At 35.1% G+C, this 19,959-nt stretch carries 19 protein-coding genes; 6 read left to right on the top strand and 13 right to left on the bottom strand.

What is annotated here, in order from left to right; translation table 11 throughout:
• Positions 1-219: 219 nt before the first annotated feature.
• From KAOT1_RS21495 to KAOT1_RS21465, 7 genes are all read right to left on the bottom strand, one after another.
• Positions 220-1,605 carry an alpha-amylase gene (locus KAOT1_RS21495; protein WP_050765333.1) on the bottom strand — a complete coding sequence of 462 codons (1,386 nt, stop codon included), beginning with the start codon at positions 1,603-1,605 and terminating at the stop codon, positions 220-222.
• Positions 1,606-2,114: 509 nt separating this feature from the next.
• Positions 2,115-3,281 carry an acyl-CoA dehydrogenase family protein gene (locus tag KAOT1_RS21490; RefSeq protein ID WP_007097030.1) on the bottom strand — a complete coding sequence of 389 codons (1,167 nt, stop codon included), beginning with the start codon at positions 3,279-3,281 and terminating at the stop codon, positions 2,115-2,117.
• 20 nt (positions 3,282-3,301) lie between these two features.
• Positions 3,302-4,384 carry a ComEA family DNA-binding protein gene (locus KAOT1_RS21485; RefSeq protein WP_007097029.1) on the bottom strand — a complete coding sequence of 361 codons (1,083 nt, stop codon included), beginning with the start codon at positions 4,382-4,384 and terminating at the stop codon, positions 3,302-3,304.
• A gap of 73 nt (positions 4,385-4,457) precedes the next feature.
• On the bottom strand, positions 4,458-6,323 hold the full coding sequence (locus KAOT1_RS21480) for an alanine/glycine:cation symporter family protein (protein WP_007097028.1): 1,866 nt from the start codon (positions 6,321-6,323) through the stop codon (positions 4,458-4,460).
• A 115-nt stretch (positions 6,324-6,438) separates the two neighbouring features.
• Positions 6,439-7,446: a potassium channel family protein gene (locus KAOT1_RS21475; protein ID WP_040559771.1), complete on the bottom strand. Its 1,008-nt coding sequence runs from the start codon at positions 7,444-7,446 to the stop codon at positions 6,439-6,441.
• 3 nt (positions 7,447-7,449) lie between these two features.
• A complete protein-coding gene (locus KAOT1_RS21470; protein WP_007097026.1) occupies positions 7,450-7,668 on the bottom strand; it encodes a hypothetical protein in 219 nt (72 codons plus the stop codon).
• Positions 7,669-7,735: 67 nt separating this feature from the next.
• The gene (locus KAOT1_RS21465; RefSeq protein ID WP_007097025.1) at positions 7,736-9,037 is read right to left on the bottom strand and encodes a DUF2851 family protein; all 1,302 of its coding nucleotides are present in this window, start codon (positions 9,035-9,037) and stop codon (positions 7,736-7,738) included.
• A gap of 160 nt (positions 9,038-9,197) precedes the next feature.
• On the opposite strand from KAOT1_RS21465, the gene KAOT1_RS21460 reads away from it, so the two are divergent.
• A complete protein-coding gene (locus KAOT1_RS21460; protein WP_007097024.1) occupies positions 9,198-10,064 on the top strand; it encodes a peroxiredoxin family protein in 867 nt (288 codons plus the stop codon).
• Between the two features lie 84 nt (positions 10,065-10,148).
• Here the strand turns inward: KAOT1_RS21460 and KAOT1_RS21455 are convergent, their stop codons facing one another.
• The 6 genes from KAOT1_RS21455 to KAOT1_RS21430 form a co-directional block, all read right to left on the bottom strand.
• Positions 10,149-10,547: a rhodanese-like domain-containing protein gene (locus KAOT1_RS21455; protein ID WP_007097023.1), complete on the bottom strand. Its 399-nt coding sequence runs from the start codon at positions 10,545-10,547 to the stop codon at positions 10,149-10,151.
• A 12-nt stretch (positions 10,548-10,559) separates the two neighbouring features.
• Positions 10,560-10,871 carry a rhodanese-like domain-containing protein gene (locus tag KAOT1_RS21450; protein WP_040560212.1) on the bottom strand — a complete coding sequence of 104 codons (312 nt, stop codon included), beginning with the start codon at positions 10,869-10,871 and terminating at the stop codon, positions 10,560-10,562.
• A gap of 281 nt (positions 10,872-11,152) precedes the next feature.
• On the bottom strand, positions 11,153-11,833 hold the full coding sequence (locus KAOT1_RS21445) for a thioredoxin family protein (RefSeq protein ID WP_007097021.1): 681 nt from the start codon (positions 11,831-11,833) through the stop codon (positions 11,153-11,155).
• Positions 11,834-11,846: 13 nt separating this feature from the next.
• Positions 11,847-12,392 (bottom strand): TlpA family protein disulfide reductase, encoded by a 546-nt coding sequence (locus KAOT1_RS21440; RefSeq protein ID WP_040559770.1) that lies wholly within the window; start codon positions 12,390-12,392, stop codon positions 11,847-11,849.
• Between the two features lie 62 nt (positions 12,393-12,454).
• Entirely contained in the window at positions 12,455-13,645 is a 1,191-nt protein-coding gene (locus KAOT1_RS21435) for a DUF1501 domain-containing protein (RefSeq protein ID WP_007097019.1), read from the bottom strand.
• A gap of 105 nt (positions 13,646-13,750) precedes the next feature.
• Positions 13,751-15,124 (bottom strand): DUF1800 domain-containing protein, encoded by a 1,374-nt coding sequence (locus tag KAOT1_RS21430; RefSeq protein WP_007097018.1) that lies wholly within the window; start codon positions 15,122-15,124, stop codon positions 13,751-13,753.
• 282 nt (positions 15,125-15,406) lie between these two features.
• Between KAOT1_RS21430 and KAOT1_RS21425 the strand changes: the two genes are divergently transcribed.
• From KAOT1_RS21425 to trpD, 5 genes are all read left to right on the top strand, one after another.
• Positions 15,407-15,871: a MarR family winged helix-turn-helix transcriptional regulator gene (locus tag KAOT1_RS21425; RefSeq protein WP_007097017.1), complete on the top strand. Its 465-nt coding sequence runs from the start codon at positions 15,407-15,409 to the stop codon at positions 15,869-15,871.
• A 41-nt stretch (positions 15,872-15,912) separates the two neighbouring features.
• Complete coding sequence (locus KAOT1_RS21420) at positions 15,913-16,479, top strand: YceI family protein (protein ID WP_007097016.1); 567 nt, start codon at positions 15,913-15,915, stop codon at positions 16,477-16,479.
• Positions 16,480-16,675: 196 nt separating this feature from the next.
• Positions 16,676-18,070, top strand: a complete 1,395-nt coding sequence (locus tag KAOT1_RS21415) for an anthranilate synthase component I family protein (RefSeq protein ID WP_007097015.1) — start codon at positions 16,676-16,678, stop codon at positions 18,068-18,070.
• A gap of 176 nt (positions 18,071-18,246) precedes the next feature.
• On the top strand, positions 18,247-18,813 hold the full coding sequence (locus KAOT1_RS21410) for an anthranilate synthase component II (RefSeq protein WP_007097014.1): 567 nt from the start codon (positions 18,247-18,249) through the stop codon (positions 18,811-18,813).
• A 128-nt stretch (positions 18,814-18,941) separates the two neighbouring features.
• On the top strand, positions 18,942-19,934 hold the full coding sequence (gene trpD, locus KAOT1_RS21405) for an anthranilate phosphoribosyltransferase (protein WP_007097013.1): 993 nt from the start codon (positions 18,942-18,944) through the stop codon (positions 19,932-19,934).
• Positions 19,935-19,959: the final 25 nt, after the last annotated feature.

The raw sequence follows: 19,959 nt of genomic DNA, 5'->3' as shown, positions 1-19,959 counted from the left end.
AAAGCGCGGCCGCATTTTCTGCGGAATGCCATTATTGATTTTAGGCTTTGGCTTTGTATCTCGACTACGCTCGATATGTCAGGTTTTGGGTAAAGTTGTTTACATTAATTTTTTAAATCAATACTTAAACTATTCAACTTTGTCATTTGTTATTCGTTTTTTGAAGTTTCAAAACACACTTAGAAACTTCCGAATACTAATTACCCAAAACCCAAACCTTTATTTAACAGACCAAACTGAGTAACTTTTGGGTGGTGCTTGAATTTTTACCCAACGTCCACCTTGCGTTACTGGCTCCCAATTAGAATGTCCTGTGTAGTCTTTGATACGCGTGTTTGACCAATTGGTTTCTACCCAACGTTCTTGCCAGTTGTTTGAGTTGTTGATATACACGACTAAACCTGCACCATTGTAACCATTTCTTCTTGCTACGTATTCGTCATTATCCGTGTAAAGGATTGAAGTATTTCCGCTAGCAAGGTTGTTGTGAATCCAAATAAGATTGTTGAGGCGTTCTTTGTTGAGCCATTCTTCGTAATCGCGGTAAAAGATAGTTGGATATCCTTCGTGCGTTAAAATGTACGCATACGCGAGAATTTTATTGTTTACGATTTCGTCCGTATCATGATTCGTGACAAAGGTTACTGATCTTGATGAGTTACGTTTCCATAACATATCGTCGTTGAGTCTGTTTAGGTTGTTTCCTTGAAATGCATCTCGCATACGGTAGTAGCAAGCAAAGTCGAACGCACTTACTTCCGCTTGTCCTGACCACCAATCGAGCGTTGCCGCATTTCCGTCCCAGTATTCTCCTACTGAGAAACCACCAACTTCATTTTTCCATTCTTTGACAACCCACGGACCGAATCCTTTTACGTAGTCAAATCGCCAGCCATCAAATCCGATGACATCTCTGTAGTATTTTGCGACAGAGTTTGGATTTCTCCAAAGCCAATCTTGCACGTAACTTTTGGTATGTGATAAATCGGCAAAACCGCCAAATACACCTTCGTCATTTGCTTGCGCATCGTTTGGATGGAAGTCATAGTAGCTTCTGTTGAACATTCCTGACATTGGCTGATAGTCAGTGTAAGTGTTTGTTCCTTTGAACGGATTGTACTCACTGTTTCCTCCACTGTTGTGATTTAATACAATATCTGCAATGACACTTAAGCGATTGTTGTGCGCTGTGTTTACGAGACTCACCAATTCTGATCGAGAACCAAAGCGTGTTTCTACGCTTCCCATTTGATTGTATTCTCCAAAATCGAAGTAATCAAACGGATCGTATCCCATAGAGAAAGGTCCGTTTTGTGCTTTTGATACTGGCGGAAGCCAAATAGCATCAATTCCTGCATTGCTCCAATCGTCTACTTTGTTTTTTACGACGTTCCACCAAGTTCCGCCAGCTGGCACATCCCAATAGAAGGCTTGCATCATTACTCCAGAACCAATTGGTTTGAGATTGGATCTGTTTTTGGCTGTTATGGTTTGTTTTGTAGGTTCTTTGCTTTGTTGCTCATTGTCTAAAGTAACTTCATCTTTTGAACAGCTTATTAGAAAAAGACCGATCAATAAGAAATAAAATATTTGATTTTTTTTCATGTTCTGGTAATTGTTTTGGTTAATAGTATTTTTTAAGTTACTTAAATAATTATCAGTTGAGCAATGAACAAAAGAGCGAAAACGTTTTCGTGTTGATAAGTTTGTCATTTATATGGTTTTACCGTAATTGGTTTGCACTTGAAAAGTAGTTGTAAACGAAAAAGATCACTGATTAGAGTGATCTTTTTCGTTTGTTATTTAATGTTTTTTATTCTTAAAGTACTTCTCCGATAGTTCTACTGAGCGCAGTCGAAATTCATCAGATCACAGATTCGTTACTTGAATTGACGGCTGGAGTTATGTTTTGAGGTTTACACTTTTAAACGTCTTTACGAGCTGTAGCGAAGTAATCTGTGTATCAAAGAGTAGTTTAGTATTTGAAACAACAGATTGCCGCAAGTTTTTCTAAAACTTTCTCAATGACGTATCAAATCTATGTTGCAGGTTTGTAATCTTTTTTATCAATAATCATGAAAAGGAGATTTTTGATAAAAATGATTCCAATTACTTTATGTTGCAGGTTTGTAATCTTTTTTATCAATAATCATTTTAGCAATGATTTCTCTTAGTATTTCAGAAGTTCCGCCACCAATTGGTCCTAAACGACTGTCACGCAACATACGTGCTAATGGATATTCTTCCATGTAACCGTATCCGCCTAACATTTGCAAACATTGATAGATAACATTGTCTGCCATTTTTGTGGATTGTAGTTTTGACATTGTCGCTTCTTTTACAACATATTCTTTTTTGTCTAAACGAGAAGCTACAGCATAGTTGAATGTTTTACAAACCTCAACTTCTGTTGCTAAGTCTGCCATAGTGTGACGTAGCGCTTGAAATTTATCGATTGTTCTACCGAAAGCTTGACGTTCCGACATGTATTGTAAGGTATATTCAATTGCAAATTCTGCTCTAGCATGCGCATTAATTGCCATGATGAGTCGCTCTAAAGCAAAGTGCTGCATGATGTATGGGAATCCCATGTTTTCTTCTCCCATAAGATTTTCTATAGGAATTTCAACATTATCAAAAGCAATTTCACCAGTGTCAGAAGCTTTCCATCCAAGTTTATCAAGTTTTGTAGCTGAGATTCCTGGCGTATCTCTGTCCATGATAAAAATGCTGATTCCTTTGTTGCCTAATTCAGGATTTGTTTTTGCGGCTACAACTAAGTAGTCACTGTAAACTCCATTGGTAATAAACGTTTTAGAACCATTGATAATATATTTGTCACCTTTTTTTACAGCTGTTGTTCGCATTCCTGCAACATCCGATCCACCGAAAGGCTCTGTAATACATAAACAACCAATTTTTTCTCCTGTAATACTTGGTGTCAAATATTTTTCTTTGATTTCGTGACTTCCTTCTTTGTTTACATGCGTCATTGCTAAGTATGCGTGTGCCCAAATTGCTGCGGCAAATCCGCCAGAATTGATACGTTGCAATTCTTCTAGTAGAATGACTGTGTAAAAAAGGTCTAAGTCCATTCCGCCATATGCTTCTGGATATGCAATTCCGAAGAATCCCATTTCTCCAAACTTTTCCCAAATAAAACGTTCAATGGTTCCAGTTTTCTCCCATTTGTCAATGTGAGGAACTACTTCTTTCTTTAAAAAATCTCTCAAACTTTCTCTAAAAAGTTGATGTTCTTCATTAAAGTACATGCTTTCCATATATGGCTTTTTTTGTTTTTTTACTGAATATGCAAATATAATTCAATTATCTGTAATTTATCCGATGGAAAGTTCCGAATTTTTGATAATTCTTCAAAATTTTTGAACCCTTCTCGAAGAATTCGTTGATTGACAATTTCATCTGCCAATTCGTAATGTATGTATGGGACTTTCTGTAATTGCTCTAGCGTACAATTATTTAGGTTTATTTTGGAAATGTTTGGTTTCTGTATGTAGAAATGTTTCCATACTTTTTCAATGACTTCAGGTTTTAAACCATATACATCGTTGAGTTGTGTTTTTATGACAAATCCGCCAAGTTTTGTTCTGTAGTTTACAATTCGCACAGAGAGTTTTTCGCCAATTCCGTATACTTTTCGCAATTCTTCCACCGTAGCTTTGTTGATATCGATTTTTGTAATTTTTACTTCACCAACATAAAAACGCTTCCATATTTTTTCGATGACTTCTGGCTTCAAGCCATACACTTTATCGAGTTCTGATTTTGTTGTAAATCCGCCAAGTTTTGTTCTGTAGCTTACAATTCGTGCAGAGAGTTTTTCGCCGATTCCGTATACTTTTCGCAGTTCTTCTACTGTAGCTTTATTGATGTCAATCTTTTTGAGGATAGTGGCTTCTTTTTTTGTGTATGTCTTCGAAATGTATGTTTGTTTTCGCTTCTTTTTTTGCGTTACCCATTCGGGGAATTTGAAATACGGAGCGATTTCGTTTAGTAAAGAATCAGAAACTTTTGTGATTGTTTGAAACTCCTTTGCAGAATTCACATATTTATTCTTCGCTCTGAATTCGTGTAGTCTGTCAATTTCTTCGGTAGACATGCCCAATGTAAATCCTTTGTAGTCTGAAATAAAGTTAGGATTAAACGGAAAGCGTTTTGGTTTTGTGTTGAGCGCAATTAACTTTAATGAATCTATTTGCTGTTGATATGCTCGTACTTCTTGACTTGCAAATAGGTTTGAATTTGTTGCTGTGGGATTTGTGTAAAAATAGATTCCTTGCACACTAAAGATCAAGGCTATAATACACAAAATCCCACTTCGTTCTGCTTTGAGAAACGTGAAGTGAGATTTGATGTTTTTCATGTGTTCGATTTTTTTAATGAATCGTTACATGAATATTATGTTGGGTTTATTATTCTTTGATAATCTGTAGTGACTATTTTTTCTTAATAGCATTCATATATCTTGCTAGTTCTTCTTTTACTTTTGGCGCTAGTAATACCAATCCAATCATGTTTGGTACCATCATGGCAAAAATCATAGCATCCGAGAATCCAATTACTGATCCTAAACTTGCTGCTGCTCCAACAATAACGAATAGACAAAAGATTACTTTATAGGTGTATTCAGCTTTTTTACTTCTTCCAAATAAATACGCCCAACCCTGGAAACCGTAATATGACCAAGAAATCATAGTACTAAATGCAAATAATACTACCGCCACCGTTAGCACATATGGAAACCAGCTAATTGCACTTTCAAAAGCTCCAGAAGTCATTAAAATTGCTTCTGCATCATTTGACGGTCCGCCACCTGCAGCGAGAGAATTTGTTATAATTAATACTAAGGCAGTCATTGTACAAACCACAACCGTATCAATGAAAGGTTCTAATAATGCAACCATTCCTTCACTTGCCGCATATTTAGTTTTTACTGCTGAATGCGCAATAGAAGCTGAACCTACACCTGCTTCGTTAGAGAATGCTGCACGTCTAAACCCTTGAATTAATACTCCAATAGCACCACCAGCAATTCCTTCAGGACTAAATGCTCCATTAAATATTTGAGCAAATGCATCACCAACCATTCCTATATTTGCAAAGATTACAAATAAAGAAGCTGCTACATAAATTACAACCATAAATGGTACAATTTTATCAGTTACTTTAGCAATCTTTTTGATTCCTCCAATAATTACAATACCAACTAAAATAGACATTACTACACCAAATGCCCACCCATAACCATGTAAGAACGATTGTTCTCCTCCTGTTATGTTTTCTACCAGTTGGAAAGCTTGATTTACCTGAAACATGTTTCCACCTCCAAAAGAACCTCCAATCACAAATATGGCAAATAAAGCTGCTAATACTTTTCCTAAACCACCCATTCCTTTTGATTTGAGCCCTTTGGTTAAGTAATACATTGGACCGCCATACACTGTTCCATCTTCTCCAATGTCTCTATATTTTACCCCTAAAGTACATTCTACAAATTTAGAAGCCATTCCTAGCAATCCTGCTATAATCATCCAAAATGTTGCTCCTGCACCACCAATAGATACTGCAATTGCCACACCTGCGATATTTCCTAATCCTACAGTTGCTGATAATGCTGCCGTTAATGCCTGGAAGTGAGAAACTTCTCCTTCGTGACCTTCTACAGCTATTGTTTCTATAGCATCGCCTCCAGGAGTAGCATCTCCTGCTCCTACCATAGACTCATGATGATCGATGTCATCATACTTTCCTCTCACAATATTTACAGAAGTAAAAAAACCTCGAAAATTGATAAACTTAAAGTAAAATGTAAAGAATAAAGCTCCCAAAATTAATGGAAATAGTACCCAAAACACCTTTGTAAAAGGCGCAGTAGCTTTTACCATTATTGATGAACCTTGGCGAATATCTTTTGTAGCTACTTTTATTGTTCCACCGTTTAATTTCGAAGGAACATTTTTAGATAAATCTTCGAGACCTTCTGCTATTTGATATCCAGAAAGCGGTATATTTGATATGTGTAAAGTATCTTCTTTTACTTCATACTTTGTGCCATTTTTTAAAGAAAAAGTAGTTTTATCTCCTTCCGCTTTACCTATAAAACCGTCTGGATTTAAATTAAGTGTTAGTTCATCTTCTACAGAACCGAAAGGAATTTGATAAAAAACACCTTGAACGAACCAACCTGTAGCACTTCCAAAGGCTTTGTCAATTTTCTTGTCAATTCCGTCTTCGGAAGCATCCTGTGCAAAAGTTAGTATTGGTAATAATATTGTAAATAATAAAAGAAGATATTTCTTCATAATATAATGTCAGTTAGTTAATATTTATGTTGGGATTATTTATAAGATTAGCAAGATGCTAAAAAAAAATTGCTTAATCAAGTTTTGCAACGTTAAATAAGATTTTTCAACGCTTTTAGAGATCGTATTTTTGCTTTAGCAATTCGACTTGTTCAGGTCGTCCTAGAACAATTATTTTGGAGTTTTTTGCCAACCTTAGTGTTGCTTCTGGATTAATGATATATTCGCCTTCTGGTGTTTTGTAACCAATTACAGTACAACCGGTTTCTCTACGTAAATCTAGCTCTTTGAGCGTTATTTCTTCATCAGAAGTGGTGACATCTTCTATTTTTATTTCTTCTACATTTGTGGTATTTTTTCCACTAATGGATAGATTGTCAATAAATTCTACCAAATCTGGAACCACAACTAAAGAAGCCATATGTTCGCCACCAATTTTATCGGGCATGATGACATTATCGGCTCCAGCAAGTTTTAGTTTTTTATACGATGATTCTTGCGAAGCTCTACTAATGATGAGCAATTTATTGTTAATCTGTCTTGCCGAAAGTACCACAAATAAGTTGTCTGCATCACTAGGAAGCGCTGTAATTAGACATTTAGCTTGATGAATCCCTGCTTTTTCCAACACTTCATCTTCACTTGCATTTCCTTCTACAAATGGAATGTCTGAATTTTCATACCGCTCAATAACATCTCTGTCTTTTTCAATGATAACAAATTCCTGATCGTGTGCACCAAGTTTTTCTGATGCTTCTCTCCCATTTCGCCCAAATCCACAAATAATGATATGATTTTCCATGCGTCTAATTTTTTTTAAGGTCTTGCGTTGTATAATGTTTCTTAAAGTGCTTCTACTCAGAATGTATTCCGTAATAACAGAAATAGCATAAGCAAATACAAATACACTGATAATAATAAGAAATACAGTAAATATACGCCCAATTTCGCCCAAAGGTTCCACTTCTCCATAACCCACTGTAGTTACCGTGATGACTGTCATATACACAGCATCAATCCAACTCATTTCCGAAATCATGCGAAATCCTAAAACACCTACCGCAAATACAAAGATGAGCAAGAATAGGGCTAAATAGAATTTTGACTTGAAGAATCTATACATATATTATAAGTCGAATACCGAAGTTCGTTTTGTGTAAATTAGGTCTTTTAATCGTAATATAAAAGCTAAGGTTAAGTATAAAGCAAAGCTTACGCCCAATGTAGCAAATGTGACATAAATAAAAAACAAACGTACATTTTTTGCTCGCATACCCAAACGATCTGCCAAACGCGATAACGCACCAAAGCCGTGTTTTTCAAAAAAGTAGCGTAATTTATACATACCTTCTGTGTTGTTTTTTACTAATGGTTTTTATACTGCAAGATAAAATTTTTTGTAGAATTGTTTCTTATTTCTTTTTTAAAAAAGCAGATTGTTGCATTAATTGATTTCCAATAGCACATTCCAAACATTTATGCTGATCGCAATAGCTTTTTTTTAATTCTAATAATGCTTGAGTTTGTTGCGCATTTTCAATAGAAATATCGTTGGTTGTAAATTTTTGAATGATGGTGTTTTTTTCGGCTGCGATGCTTCGGAGTAAACTCAGAATGCTTTCAATATCTGGTTTTCCTAAATAGCGATCGTAACAATATTTTAAAGGAATGATACTGTTGATGAGTAAGACATCAATGAACTTTTTAGAAACTTTTTTTGTCCGCTTTGGCGAAATTTTCTCAAAGGTATAATGTGTTTCCCAAAATGAACTTGTGCCAACTTGTAACATTTGATACAATTGATCCAAAGAAGTTGTAGCGATTATTTTAGAAAACAAATTGCGCTGCTGATGGTACACGGTTGCCAATTGTGAAGTTCTGATTGTAGGAAAGTTTGCAGGACGCGTTCTAAAGAATTGCAACGGAATAGTTGTTGATATTGTGTGCTGAAATTTGTGACATAGATAATTAAATTCTTTTTTTAGTTCGTCAAAATACGGTTCTTGAGTTACTTCCTGCGAAAGCAGTCCAAAAATACCAAATAAAAACGCTTCCAGCGAACCTCTTTTGGCACTGAGTTTCCGAATAATACTAAAATCAACCGTACAAGTTGCTTCAAAAAATGCTTCACTATTGAGTTTGAGTCCAAAGCCTTTTGCCAGTAATCTGAACAAAATAGCTTCCCAATCATAGTTACTTTTTTCGACCAAAATTTCTATCTCAGCGGCTTTCTTTTCGAGTCGCTCCAAATACACTCGCTCCAACCAATTTTCAAACTGAAAAGCATTCAATGCAGGAAAAGCAGTTTCACAATGAATCCATTTTTTGGACGCATTGAGTAATTGTTGATATTGCATTAATGTTGCTTTGTCACTGTAACTTTCTAAAACTAATGTTGGAATAACAGAATTGTCTTTTCGATGAATTTCAATATCATGATTCCACACGACATGTAAAATTACATTGTCATAATTTTTATCGGTCTCATGGTGGTGTACAAACCAATCTGAAGCATTGACATGCATTTCTACATTTCCTGCCCACAATTGATTTCCAATTCTGAGTTGTGCATTAAAAAAGTCAGGACCAGCGTGATGATTTTGTGTTCCTAGATTGATAATTTGAATGGCTTCACCATCAGTAGTTTGCAAATGGTATTGGTGCAATTTTCCAAATTTCCATAAATAATATAAAAAATCCTCTTTCACAGTCATATATATAAATTATTAAGTGATTTAATAATTTCAGTGAGGAAAAAGGCTTACTATTCTATGTAAGATTAATAGTGTAAAAATACATAATTTTATATTTATTTTTATACATTGTGCGATACAAATATTTCAAAACCTACCAGGATTTGAATTTTTAAAATACATGAAAGCCTTAGCGAAGTCTATTTTTATTGTTGTATTTCCTGCACTTGCGCTTATTGCGATGATAGATAGTTTATGGCATCAATTCAGTACAGAATTTACCATACAACATGTTGCACATTTAATTACTGCAGGTAGTATTGTATTTTTCTTTTCAATCATTTTTATCAAACCAATTCCGCGAACAGATAGTGTACTTATCGCCTACACATTTTGCGTCTTTTTAGGATGTTTATTGAGTTTTCTTGTGGGAAATTTGCAGGAAGAAGTTCAATTTCGCTATACGTGCGCAGTTTTCAACATGTTTCTTACCATTGGTTGGGTTGTATATTTGGTATGGTATTCCTTTTTTCAACATCGAAATGCCGATCAGAATGCAATCTTAACAGTTGGAAATACACTTCCGTTGTTAAGTTTTGAAAATGCTAGCAAACAGATAATTACAACTGAACGTTTTGCAGGAACACCAACAATTCTCATTTTTTATCGTGGCAATTGGTGTCCGTTTTGTATGGCGCAAATCAAGGAAATGGTAGAACATCATGAAGAATTGACCGAGCGAAATATCAATACGGTATTTATCAGTTCGCAACCACATGGCTTTAGTGAGAATTTAACGAAAAAGCATCCGCTAGATTTTCAGTTTTTAGTAGATGTTGATGGAAAAGTCGCCAAGCAATTGGATATTTTTGCAGAAAATGGATTGCCATTCGGATTTCAAATTTTCGGTTTTGCATCACATACAACCTTGCCCACAATTATTATTACAGATTCTAACGAACAAATTGTGTATACCAACCAAACAGAAAATTATCGCATGCGCCCTGAACCTACAGAATTGTTAAGAGTAATTGATGCGAATGTGTAGTTTCAGATTTCGATCAATCTAGAAAGTAATGCCAAATCTACTATAAGATGTGACTTTAGAAACGAAGTTGCTTTGGTATAAAAACTATTCAACCTCAAAACCTTTCGCTTTCCAAGCTCTAATACCGCCTGCTACATTATGTGTTTTTGAGAAACCTAACGCTCGTAATTTTATCACTGCTTTTGCGCTTCGCGTGCCGCCTTTGCAATACACGTACACATCTTTGTCTTTTGGAAGTTGCGCGGTTGCTTTTTCAATAAAATTATCTTCAAAGAAATTTGCTTCCAACGCGTCACTTTTTATTTTCCCTTGTGCGATTTCTTCTGGTGTTCGCACATCCAATACAATTACTTCATCGTTTGCCAAAACATCGTGAAGTTCTTGTACGGTAACATTGTTTTCCTTTGGGAAATTATTACATCCGAAAAAAGAAAGAATTGAAGACAGCATAAGAATGACGAGCGTTAGTTTGTTAAGTTTCATTGTGAATTGATTTTAATTCGTTTTAGCACCTTGCCATTCTGAAAATCCGCCCATTAAATTGTACGTATTTTCAAAACCTACGCTGTTCATTACAGCACATGCCTGCGCGCTTCTTCCGCCTGAGCGACAGTATACATAGTAATTTTTTGAAGCATCAAGCTTCTTTACTTCGTCAATAAATCCTTGTCCTAAAAAGATATCAATATGTTTTGCATTAGGAATGTGTCCTTCATCAACTTCGTCTTGTGTACGAACATCTAAGATGACTGCGTTTGTATCGTTTGCAAGTTGTTCTTGCCATTCTTGTTGTGTTAAATCTGCCATAGTTATAATAAATAGTATGTTTGTTGTTTGTTGTTTGTTGTTTGTTGTTTGTTGTTTGTTGTTCAAAGTTAAACTTTTTTCAGGAGAATTTCTCCAATAAAAAAACCGAAGTATTTCCACTTCGGTTTTGTACAGACAATATTTGTGCCTTTATTTTATTTGAGTTCGACGGTTATATAACTAGAACTAGCAAATTCTAACATTTATACTGCACTCAACAAGACAAAAGCTAGCAAGTCTAAAAATCTAACTGTCTAAACAAGTCTAAGAAGTCTAAATCATCAGACTTTAATAGAACAACCAATCGCTTTTGTAGTTTTTACCTCAACTTCTTTTCCTGCCAACAACGCATCAACAGCATCCTCAATGTAACGTTTACTTACAGCATTGGCGTCTTTGTAATTATCATCAATTGCACCAATATATTTCACTTGCACACCTTTGTCAGTTTTAGCCAATACGTACATGTGTGGCGTTCTTGTTGCGCCAAATACTGGATATATTTTTTGTCCAACATCTAACATATACGGAAATGTAAATCCTTTTTCTTTGGCACGCTCTTGCATTTTTTCAAAACTATCGTCAGGTCTTGCTTCTGGACTGTTCGGATTGATCGCGATTACAGGATATCCTTTGCTTGCATATTTTTTGTCTAACGCAATTAATCTGTCTTCATAAGCTACAGAATACGGACAGGTATTGCACGTAAACGTTAAAATAAATCCTTTTGCATCTTTATAATCTGCCATAGACACCATTTTTCCATCAACATTCTTCAAAGAGAAATCTTTTACAATATCGCCAACTTGGTAACCATTTGTGACTTCTTTCTTTGCTTTTTCAACATTTTCAGCAACAACTTTTGCTTTTCCTTCGGTCTTCTCTGCTGTTTCTTTTTTCTTTTCAGTACACGATACTACTACAAAAAGTAGCGCCAATACTGCTAATTTTATTGTTTTCATTTGTGTGGGATTGTTAGTTTATAAAATTCTTTAATTCGTTTTCTAATTCAGCTTTTGTAAAGGAACGCTCGTAAAATTTTCGCTTTCCTTTTTTATAAATTACCGTTGCCGGAATGGCGCCTGACCATTCATTGGAAACTTTCGGAATCCATTCGTTTTGATCAGGATCGTCTAATAATACTTTTTCAGATTGTAAATTATTTTTCGCCAAGAATGAATTCAACTTTTTCAAATTAAAATCCAAACTTACCAACAATACTTTTACGTTTTTGTCTTTGTATTCCTGATTTACGGCTTCAAAATACGGCAATTCTTTTACGCAAGGTGCGCACCATGTTGCCCAAAAGTTTACGACATGAATGTTGTCATCTTCAATGTTGAGATATTTTTCAAATTCTTCAAAATTTAATACGGGAATTTCAGCTGCTTCCGCAGATGACTTAACTGTTTCAGTTTTTGCTGTTGATTCAATATTTACAACAGTTTTAGCTGTTTTCGTTTCGTTTTTACAAGAAAAAAACACGAGGCAAATCGCAAAAAATAACGTCTTTTGTAGCATGTTAATCGTTTTCAGCATAAAAATACGAAAAGTAGTTTCGTTCAAGGTTCATTTAACAAAATTTAAACAATATTTAAACCGTTAAATGGCTTGCCTAATACCTTTTTCGCATCAATATCTAGCCAATTATTTAAAACAGACGTATAAATCTCTCGAAAGTCAATATCATATTTTAAATCGCCGTTTGAATCTAAGTCTGATAAATCTGCCATCGGATTGTAAAAACCTTGCTTTTTTAACTGTTCTCCAATAAGAAACACTTGATTTGCCGTTCCGTGGTCGGTTCCGTTTGCTGCATTTTGTTGTACACGACGTCCAAATTCTGAAAAGGTCAAAATAAGTGTATCTTTGAATGAATCTTCTTGTTTTAAATCTTTGATAAATGCTGCCATTGCTTCGTCGTACACTTTTAACAAACGCTTTTGTTTGTTGGCTTGATTGGCATGTGTATCAAATCCGCCAAGCGATGCATAATAGACTTTTGTTTGCAATCCTGAGTTGATAAATTGCGCTACTTGCTTCAATTGTTTTGAAAATCCATTTTTTGGATAAGTCGTTTTTGTGGTAAACGTTTTTGAAGTTTCATGCAAGTATTTTGCCGAATTGGAAGCGGTTACCATCGTTTTGTATAAATAGCCCAAATTGTGTTCGCTTAAATGCGCATCGTCATGATGATTGACTACTTTTTTAAAATACGGCGCTTGTGTGGTTTGATAAAACAATTTCGGATTCTTCGCGGCAATTCCATCTGTCGTTTCACCTTTCATTATTAATGACAAACTATCGTCGACTTCAATTGCATTAAGCGATTTACTCTTTGTGGCATCTAAATAACGACCAATCCAACCAGATTGAAGATATTCGGTTGCGTCACTCGCGGTATGCCAAATATCGGTTGCGCGGAAATGTGAACGATTCGGATTCGGATAACCGACATTGTTAATCACACACAATTCTCCATTATGATATAAATTGCTATGTGCAATGAGACTTTCGTGAAAACCAATTTCATCCGTAATTCCGATGAGGTTTGATTTTTGCTGCGCCAACGACGCTCTATTTTTGTAATAAATATCGTTTCGAAAAGGCACAACCGTATTTAAGCCATCATTTCCTCCCGAAAGTTGAATGATAACGAGTTTTTTTCCTGTCGCTACAGCGGAATCAATCAAGTTGAAGCCTGATACGAATTTCGGTAAAAACATCGCGGCACTTGCCAAAGATGCTTGTTTTAAAAAATTTCTTCTGTTCATACAAAAAATTTATTTTTTGTATTCCCATGTTTACACTGAGCGGAGTCGAAGTGAAAACGGGAATCTATATAACTTCTAATTTTACATTCCTGCGAAGGCGGGAATCTAACACAACTGATATTCAGGCAACGACATCAACTGAATGCAGTATTCTTTTAAATCCTGATCGGCTAGTTTGTCTAAGTATTGTTTTGTTCCGCGATTCAACGGACTTGTTAGTAATACTTCTTGCAATTGTGCTGTGGTTGTATTGGAATTGTTTGCGTGAAAAGTTTCCCAATCTGGAATAACTTTTAATCTTCGCTGTCGATTTCGTTTGCTATTGAAACGTTGAAAATCGTCTTCAAATTCGCCTTTTTCATCCAATGCAATTTCGCCATTTGCCAACAAAATTGAAGGTAATCGGAGTCGTAACATCATTGTGTTTGGATTGATCCAATTTCTACCACCTTTCCAACCTGCTACATTTGGCGGAAATAATAAATGTTGTCCTAAAAGCTTTTGCAAATACACCAATTCGCGTTCTTTTTCAAACTGCATTGGTACAATTCTGTGCATGCCGATTAAGAATTCTACAGGCGATTTTATTTTTGTTCCGATGTTTTTTTCGTCGTAAAACCAATTGGAAGTCAACACAAAACGCATCAGGTTTTCAATGTCGTAATCTTGATAAAAAAGTTCGGTCATTTCAGCTACGCGAGAAGCATCTAACGAATCGTTTACAAAATAACGGTAGAGTTTTTCACAAATAAATTTCGCACATTGTTTCTCCTGTAAAATGATGTCAATAATTGCTTCTCCGTTAAAATTTCCTGTTTTTCCTAGAAACGTTTTTTCTCCGTAATCATGCTGCATTCTGCGGAAGCGAAAATTTCCCATCAAATCATGATTCCAACCTGTAAAAGCTCGCGCTGCTTCTTTGATGTCTTTTTCAGAATAATGATCGCGTCCAAGTGTGAACAATTCCATGAGTTCGCGCGCAAAGTTTTCATTGGGTTTTCGTTTTTTATTTTGCTTCGTATTCAAATACTTTATCATGGCAGGTTCTTTGGCAATGGCAATGACAAAATCTTTAAAATTTCCTAAGGCGTGCTTGCGAAGTGTGTTTTGATATTGTTGAAAATGAAGAATATTTTTATCGTGACAGACAAAGTGATTTGCCCAAAAAAGTGTCATTTTTTCGCGTAATAATTCTTGCGTATTTCCGAGTTTGTATAACCAAGCAATATTAAGTTGATGTATTTTTTTGACACTATCTTTAATGAGCGAACGAATCTTTTTTCGGTCTTTCAGATTCAATCCTCTTACTTGTGATTTTATTTCAGAAACGTCGACAGAAAGTGGTGTCATTTCACGAGAAGCATCAAATATATTTGAAACGACTTGCGTACGAGATTGTTTCTGTAAAGAGGAAGCTTCTTGAAACGAAATTCCAAATCCTACTCTATTATATAAATGTGTTATTTCTTTAATGGTCATCACAAGTGGTTTCATCTTATGACTGTAAAACGTTGAAAAAGTTTAATTTGTATGTTTTTAAGACAGTTTTGAAATATTGGCATTGAGATATTGGCATTGAGATATTGGCATTGAGATATTAGTAGTGAGATATTAGTAGTGAGAATTGAGACAAGTTCTATGTAACTATCGTTTCAAAGAATTATAACTCCAAATTAATTTTAATCAAATTTTAACACTTCCCCACTTTGAAACTCTAAAAATTCAATTACATTTGTATATACAAATATTGTACCTACAATTATGAAATTAAAGGATGTTTTAAAAAGTGAAGCCGAACTACCATTAACAAAAAAAACTGCCGTAAACTTTATTGTGAGCAGTAATATTTTTATGGAGCAGTTTCAAAGTTTTTTTAAACAGTATGATATTTCCATGCAACAATTTAATGTATTGCGAATTCTACGTGGTCAAAAAGGAAAACCTGCAAATTTGGCAACGATTCAAGAACGCATGATTCATAAAAATAGTAACACGACTCGATTGATTGACAAATTAATAACGAAAGGTTATGTAAAACGCAGTATTTGTCCAGAAAATCGTAGAAAAGTAGAAATCATTATTACGAAGAAAGGTTTGAGTTTATTAAACACCATCGATCCTGAATTGAATATACTTGAAGAAACCATTTTTCAACCACTTTCAACCGAAGAAATAACAACACTAAATAGCTTATTAGAAAAATTAAGAGGTTCGCAATCCGCATAAAATTGCCCTAAAACAAAATAAATTACAACAAAAACAAAAAAATGAAAACACGTATTTTAACATTGGTAGCCCTATTTGTATTTGCTACAGTTTCCACAGCTTTCGCACAAGCAAAACGAATTGATGCACAAGCAAGTTCTGTAAAATGGACAGGTTATAAAGTATTAGGTCAGCACGAAGGAACCATCGATTTTAAAGGTGGTGCGCTCGAATTTAAAGACGATAAATTGATCGGCGGAACGTTTACAATCAATATGGCAACAATTAACACAACAGATTTATCAGGCGAATACAAAAACAAATTAGACGGACATTTAAAATCTGCTGACTTTTTTGATGTCACTAAATATCCTGATGCGATTTTAAACTTTAAAAAAGTAGTTGAAACTGACGATAATGTATACAGAGTTGATGGCGAATTAACCATTAAAGGAAAAAAATCTCCAATTACTTTTGATATGGAAGTTGAGCGCAATTCTGCGGAAGCAAAACTTAAAGTAGACCGTACAAAATATGGAATCAAATACAAATCAGCTTCTTTTATTGATGGACTAAAAGACAAAGCCATAAAAGACGAGTTTGATTTACATGTAGAATTAAAATTTTAAAATATTTTTTATTCTAAAATTCATTTCTATATATTTGTAGTAACAAAACAACAAATGAAATTAAATTTAGTAAATACTTGGTGGTGGAACTTACGAACTTCAGAATCGTGAGCAAAGTCCCTATTTACAAATAATAGATATATAAAAAAAGACTTGTCATTCACGACAAGTCTTTTTTTTTGAAACAAATTGAACCATGTACACATTAAAAACTACCTATAAAAAAATACTAGCAGATACGATTACGCCAGTAAATGTCTATCTTAAAATTCGAGATAAATATCCAAACAGTTTGTTATTGGAAAGTAGTGACTATCACGCTAGCGGAAACAGCTTTTCGTATGTATGTTGCAATCCGATTGCGAGTATTAAGGTGGAAAATGAAACACTTACGCGCGAATACCCAAATGGAGAAAAAGATAGCATTGCTATTGAAGCTACAACCGATGTTCCCGCGCTGATTCACGAATTTTCACAACAATTTAAAACAGATAAAAACGATTTCAAATTCATCAATAATGGTTTGTTTGGCTACATTGCCTATGATGCTGTTCGATACTTTGAAGATGTAGCAATTTCCAAAAAAGAACAATCGCTCAACATTCCAGACATGTATTACGCGATTTACCAAAATATCATTGCGTTTAATCATTTTAAAAACGAAGCGTACATCTTTTCGCATTGCTATGAAAAAGAAGATAATATTGCTACGATTGAACATTTACTAAGTTCGCGAAACTTCGCAACCTATAACTTTAAAATTGATGGCGAACGCACATCGAATTTAAATGACGAACAATTCAAACAAAATGTTGCGCTGGCAAAAAAACACTGTTATCGTGGCGATGTTTTTCAATTGGTACTTTCCAGAAGATTCATTCAAAAATTTAAAGGAGACGAATTCAATGTGTATCGCGCATTAAGAAGTATCAATCCTTCGCCATATTTATTCTACTTTGATTATGGCGACTTTAAAATATTTGGTTCTTCCCCAGAAGCACAATTGGTTGTAAAAGACAATCACACGGAAATTCATCCAATCGCCGGAACCTTTAAACGTACAGGAAATGACGAAGAAGATGCCGCTTCCGCGAAACGTTTATTCGACGATCCAAAGGAAAATGCAGAACACGTTATGTTGGTAGATTTAGCGCGAAACGATTTAAGTAGGAACGGAAACCAAGTCAAAGTAGAAACCTATAAAGAATTGCAATTCTTTTCGCATGTCATTCACTTAGTATCAAAAGTAACGGCACAAAAACACAAAAACGCATTAACGATGCAAGTTGTGGCAGACACTTTTCCTGCGGGAACATTAAGTGGCGCACCAAAACACAAAGCCATGCAATTGATTGAAAAATACGAAACCTCAAACCGTGATTTTTACGGTGGTGCCATCGGATTTATGGATTTTCATGGAAACTTCAATCATGCCATTATGATTCGAACATTTCTCAGTAAAAACCACAAATTACATTACCAAGCAGGCGCAGGAATTGTCGCAAAATCAAACGAAGAAAACGAAAACCAAGAAGTATATAACAAACTTAGAGCGCTAAATACGGCTTTGGAAATTGCGGAAACGATATAGTTTGAAATTATAAATGTTGAATGCTAAATTTTAAATGTAAAAGTCAGATTCTCAGAAACGCAATCACTAAAGAAACACCAAACGTCACTTCGAGTGATTTTCTAAAAGAAAATAATATCGAGAAGTACTTTGAAACGAAACTAACAGCCAAAGGCAACAGCTAAAAGCAAGAAAAAATGAAAAAAATATTAGTCATCGATAATTACGACAGCTTCACGTACAACCTTGTACACTATTTAGAAGATTTAGATTGTGATGTCACGGTAAAAAGAAACGATCAACTTACGTTGGAAGAAGTTGACGCTTACGAAAAAATCATTCTTTCGCCAGGTCCTGGAATTCCTGATGAAGCTGGTTTACTAAAACCAATTATTGCGGAATATGCGCCTACAAAAAGCATTTTGGGTGTTTGTTTAGGACAACAAGCCATTGGAGAAGTTTTTGGCGGAACGTTATCAAATCTATCCGAAGTATATCACGGTGTAGCAACTCAAGTAGAAGTTTCTGTAGATGATGAATCTCTATTTAAAGGTTTGCCGAAAAACTTTGAAGTCGGACGTTACCATTCATGGATTGTTGCCAATCCGCTGCCTGAAAGTCTAGAAGCAACTTCGTATGATGAAAACGGACAAATCATGTCGCTTCGTCACAAAGAATACGATGTTCGCGGTGTACAATATCATCCAGAATCAGTATTAACGCCACACGGAAAACAAATCTTGGAAAATTGGGTAAAAAACTAGATCTGAGTTGTGAGAATTGAGAATTTTCAAACATTGTCAGTTCGAGCGCAGTCGAGAACAGTTTGAAACTAAAATGATGTTGTTAACTCGTCTCAATTCTCAATACTAAAATCTCAACACTAAAAAAAATGAAAAAATTACTAAACAGACTCATCAATCACGAAAGCATCTCAGAAGCAGAAGCCAAACAGGTTATTGTCAACATTTCTAAAGATATGTACAATCCGAGTCAAATTGCATCTTTCCTTACCGTTTTTATGATGCGAAGTGTCACCATTGAAGAACTCAAAGGTTTCCGCGATGCATTATTAGAATTGTGTATTCCTGTAGATTTATCAGCATACAACGCCATTGATTTATGCGGAACAGGCGGCGACGGAAAAGATACGTTCAACATTTCAACTTTGGCTTCTTTCATTACTGCGGGTGCAGATGTAAAAGTTGCCAAACACGGAAACTATGGTGTTTCTTCCGTAAGTGGATCATCAAATGTCATGGAGTATTTAGGCATCAAATTTACCAATGATACCGATTTCTTGGAAAAATCCATAGATCAAGCAGGAATTTGTGTGTTGCATGCACCATTATTTCATCCAGCCATGAAAAATGTGGCTCCAATTCGGAGAGCTTTAGGAGTAAAAACCTTCTTTAATATGTTAGGACCAATGGTAAATCCGTCGTTTCCTAAAAATCAAATGGTTGGTGTATTCAACTTAGAATTGGCAAGAATGTATGGGTATTTATACCAAAATACTGATAAAAATTACACCATTTTACATGCCTTAGATGGTTATGATGAAATTTCACTTACAGGTGCGACAAAGGCCATCAGAAACAATTCGGAAGAAATGCTGACACCAGAAGATTTTGGAGTTCCACAACATACACAAGCTTCCATTTACGGTGGCGATTCAGTGGCTTCTGCGGCAAAAATTTTCACTGATATCTTAAAAGGCAATGGAACTGATCCACAAAACAATGTCGTTTGTGCCAATGCAGGAATGGCAATTGCAACCGTAAAAGGTTTGGAAGCCAAAGAAGGTTTCGAAATCGCCAAAGAATCGTTGCATTCTGGAAAAGCATTGCAAGTGTTGAAGAAGTTGCAGGAATTGAGCAAATAGAAAATACGTCATGCTGAACTTGATT

The sequence above is a fragment of the Kordia algicida OT-1 genome (assembly GCF_000154725.1).
Lineage (GTDB): Bacteria > Bacteroidota > Bacteroidia > Flavobacteriales > Flavobacteriaceae > Kordia > Kordia algicida.
This window is presented reverse-complemented; position numbering and strand designations above follow the sequence as displayed.

Excerpts from the sequence above, each read along its gene's own strand:
- KAOT1_RS21450 (WP_040560212.1), bottom strand. The coding sequence starts at position 10,871 with ATGGCAGATTTAACACAACAAGAATGGCAAGAACAACTTGCAAACGAT.
- KAOT1_RS21485 (WP_007097029.1), bottom strand. The coding sequence starts at position 4,384 with ATGAAAAACATCAAATCTCACTTCACGTTTCTCAAAGCAGAACGAAGT.
- KAOT1_RS21495 (WP_050765333.1), bottom strand. The coding sequence starts at position 1,605 with ATGAAAAAAAATCAAATATTTTATTTCTTATTGATCGGTCTTTTTCTA.
- trpD (WP_007097013.1), top strand. The coding sequence starts at position 18,942 with ATGAAAAAATTACTAAACAGACTCATCAATCACGAAAGCATCTCAGAA.
- KAOT1_RS21425 (WP_007097017.1), top strand. The coding sequence starts at position 15,407 with ATGAAATTAAAGGATGTTTTAAAAAGTGAAGCCGAACTACCATTAACA.
- KAOT1_RS21455 (WP_007097023.1), bottom strand. The coding sequence starts at position 10,547 with ATGAAACTTAACAAACTAACGCTCGTCATTCTTATGCTGTCTTCAATT.
- KAOT1_RS21430 (WP_007097018.1), bottom strand. The coding sequence starts at position 15,124 with ATGACCATTAAAGAAATAACACATTTATATAATAGAGTAGGATTTGGA.
- KAOT1_RS21475 (WP_040559771.1), bottom strand. The coding sequence starts at position 7,446 with ATGTATAGATTCTTCAAGTCAAAATTCTATTTAGCCCTATTCTTGCTC.
- KAOT1_RS21445 (WP_007097021.1), bottom strand. The coding sequence starts at position 11,833 with ATGAAAACAATAAAATTAGCAGTATTGGCGCTACTTTTTGTAGTAGTA.
- KAOT1_RS21480 (WP_007097028.1), bottom strand. The coding sequence starts at position 6,323 with ATGAAGAAATATCTTCTTTTATTATTTACAATATTATTACCAATACTA.
- KAOT1_RS21415 (WP_007097015.1), top strand. The coding sequence starts at position 16,676 with ATGTACACATTAAAAACTACCTATAAAAAAATACTAGCAGATACGATT.
- KAOT1_RS21410 (WP_007097014.1), top strand. The coding sequence starts at position 18,247 with ATGAAAAAAATATTAGTCATCGATAATTACGACAGCTTCACGTACAAC.
- KAOT1_RS21460 (WP_007097024.1), top strand. The coding sequence starts at position 9,198 with ATGAAAGCCTTAGCGAAGTCTATTTTTATTGTTGTATTTCCTGCACTT.
- KAOT1_RS21490 (WP_007097030.1), bottom strand. The coding sequence starts at position 3,281 with ATGGAAAGCATGTACTTTAATGAAGAACATCAACTTTTTAGAGAAAGT.
- KAOT1_RS21470 (WP_007097026.1), bottom strand. The coding sequence starts at position 7,668 with ATGTATAAATTACGCTACTTTTTTGAAAAACACGGCTTTGGTGCGTTA.
- KAOT1_RS21440 (WP_040559770.1), bottom strand. The coding sequence starts at position 12,392 with ATGCTACAAAAGACGTTATTTTTTGCGATTTGCCTCGTGTTTTTTTCT.
- KAOT1_RS21465 (WP_007097025.1), bottom strand. The coding sequence starts at position 9,037 with ATGACTGTGAAAGAGGATTTTTTATATTATTTATGGAAATTTGGAAAA.
- KAOT1_RS21435 (WP_007097019.1), bottom strand. The coding sequence starts at position 13,645 with ATGAACAGAAGAAATTTTTTAAAACAAGCATCTTTGGCAAGTGCCGCG.
- KAOT1_RS21420 (WP_007097016.1), top strand. The coding sequence starts at position 15,913 with ATGAAAACACGTATTTTAACATTGGTAGCCCTATTTGTATTTGCTACA.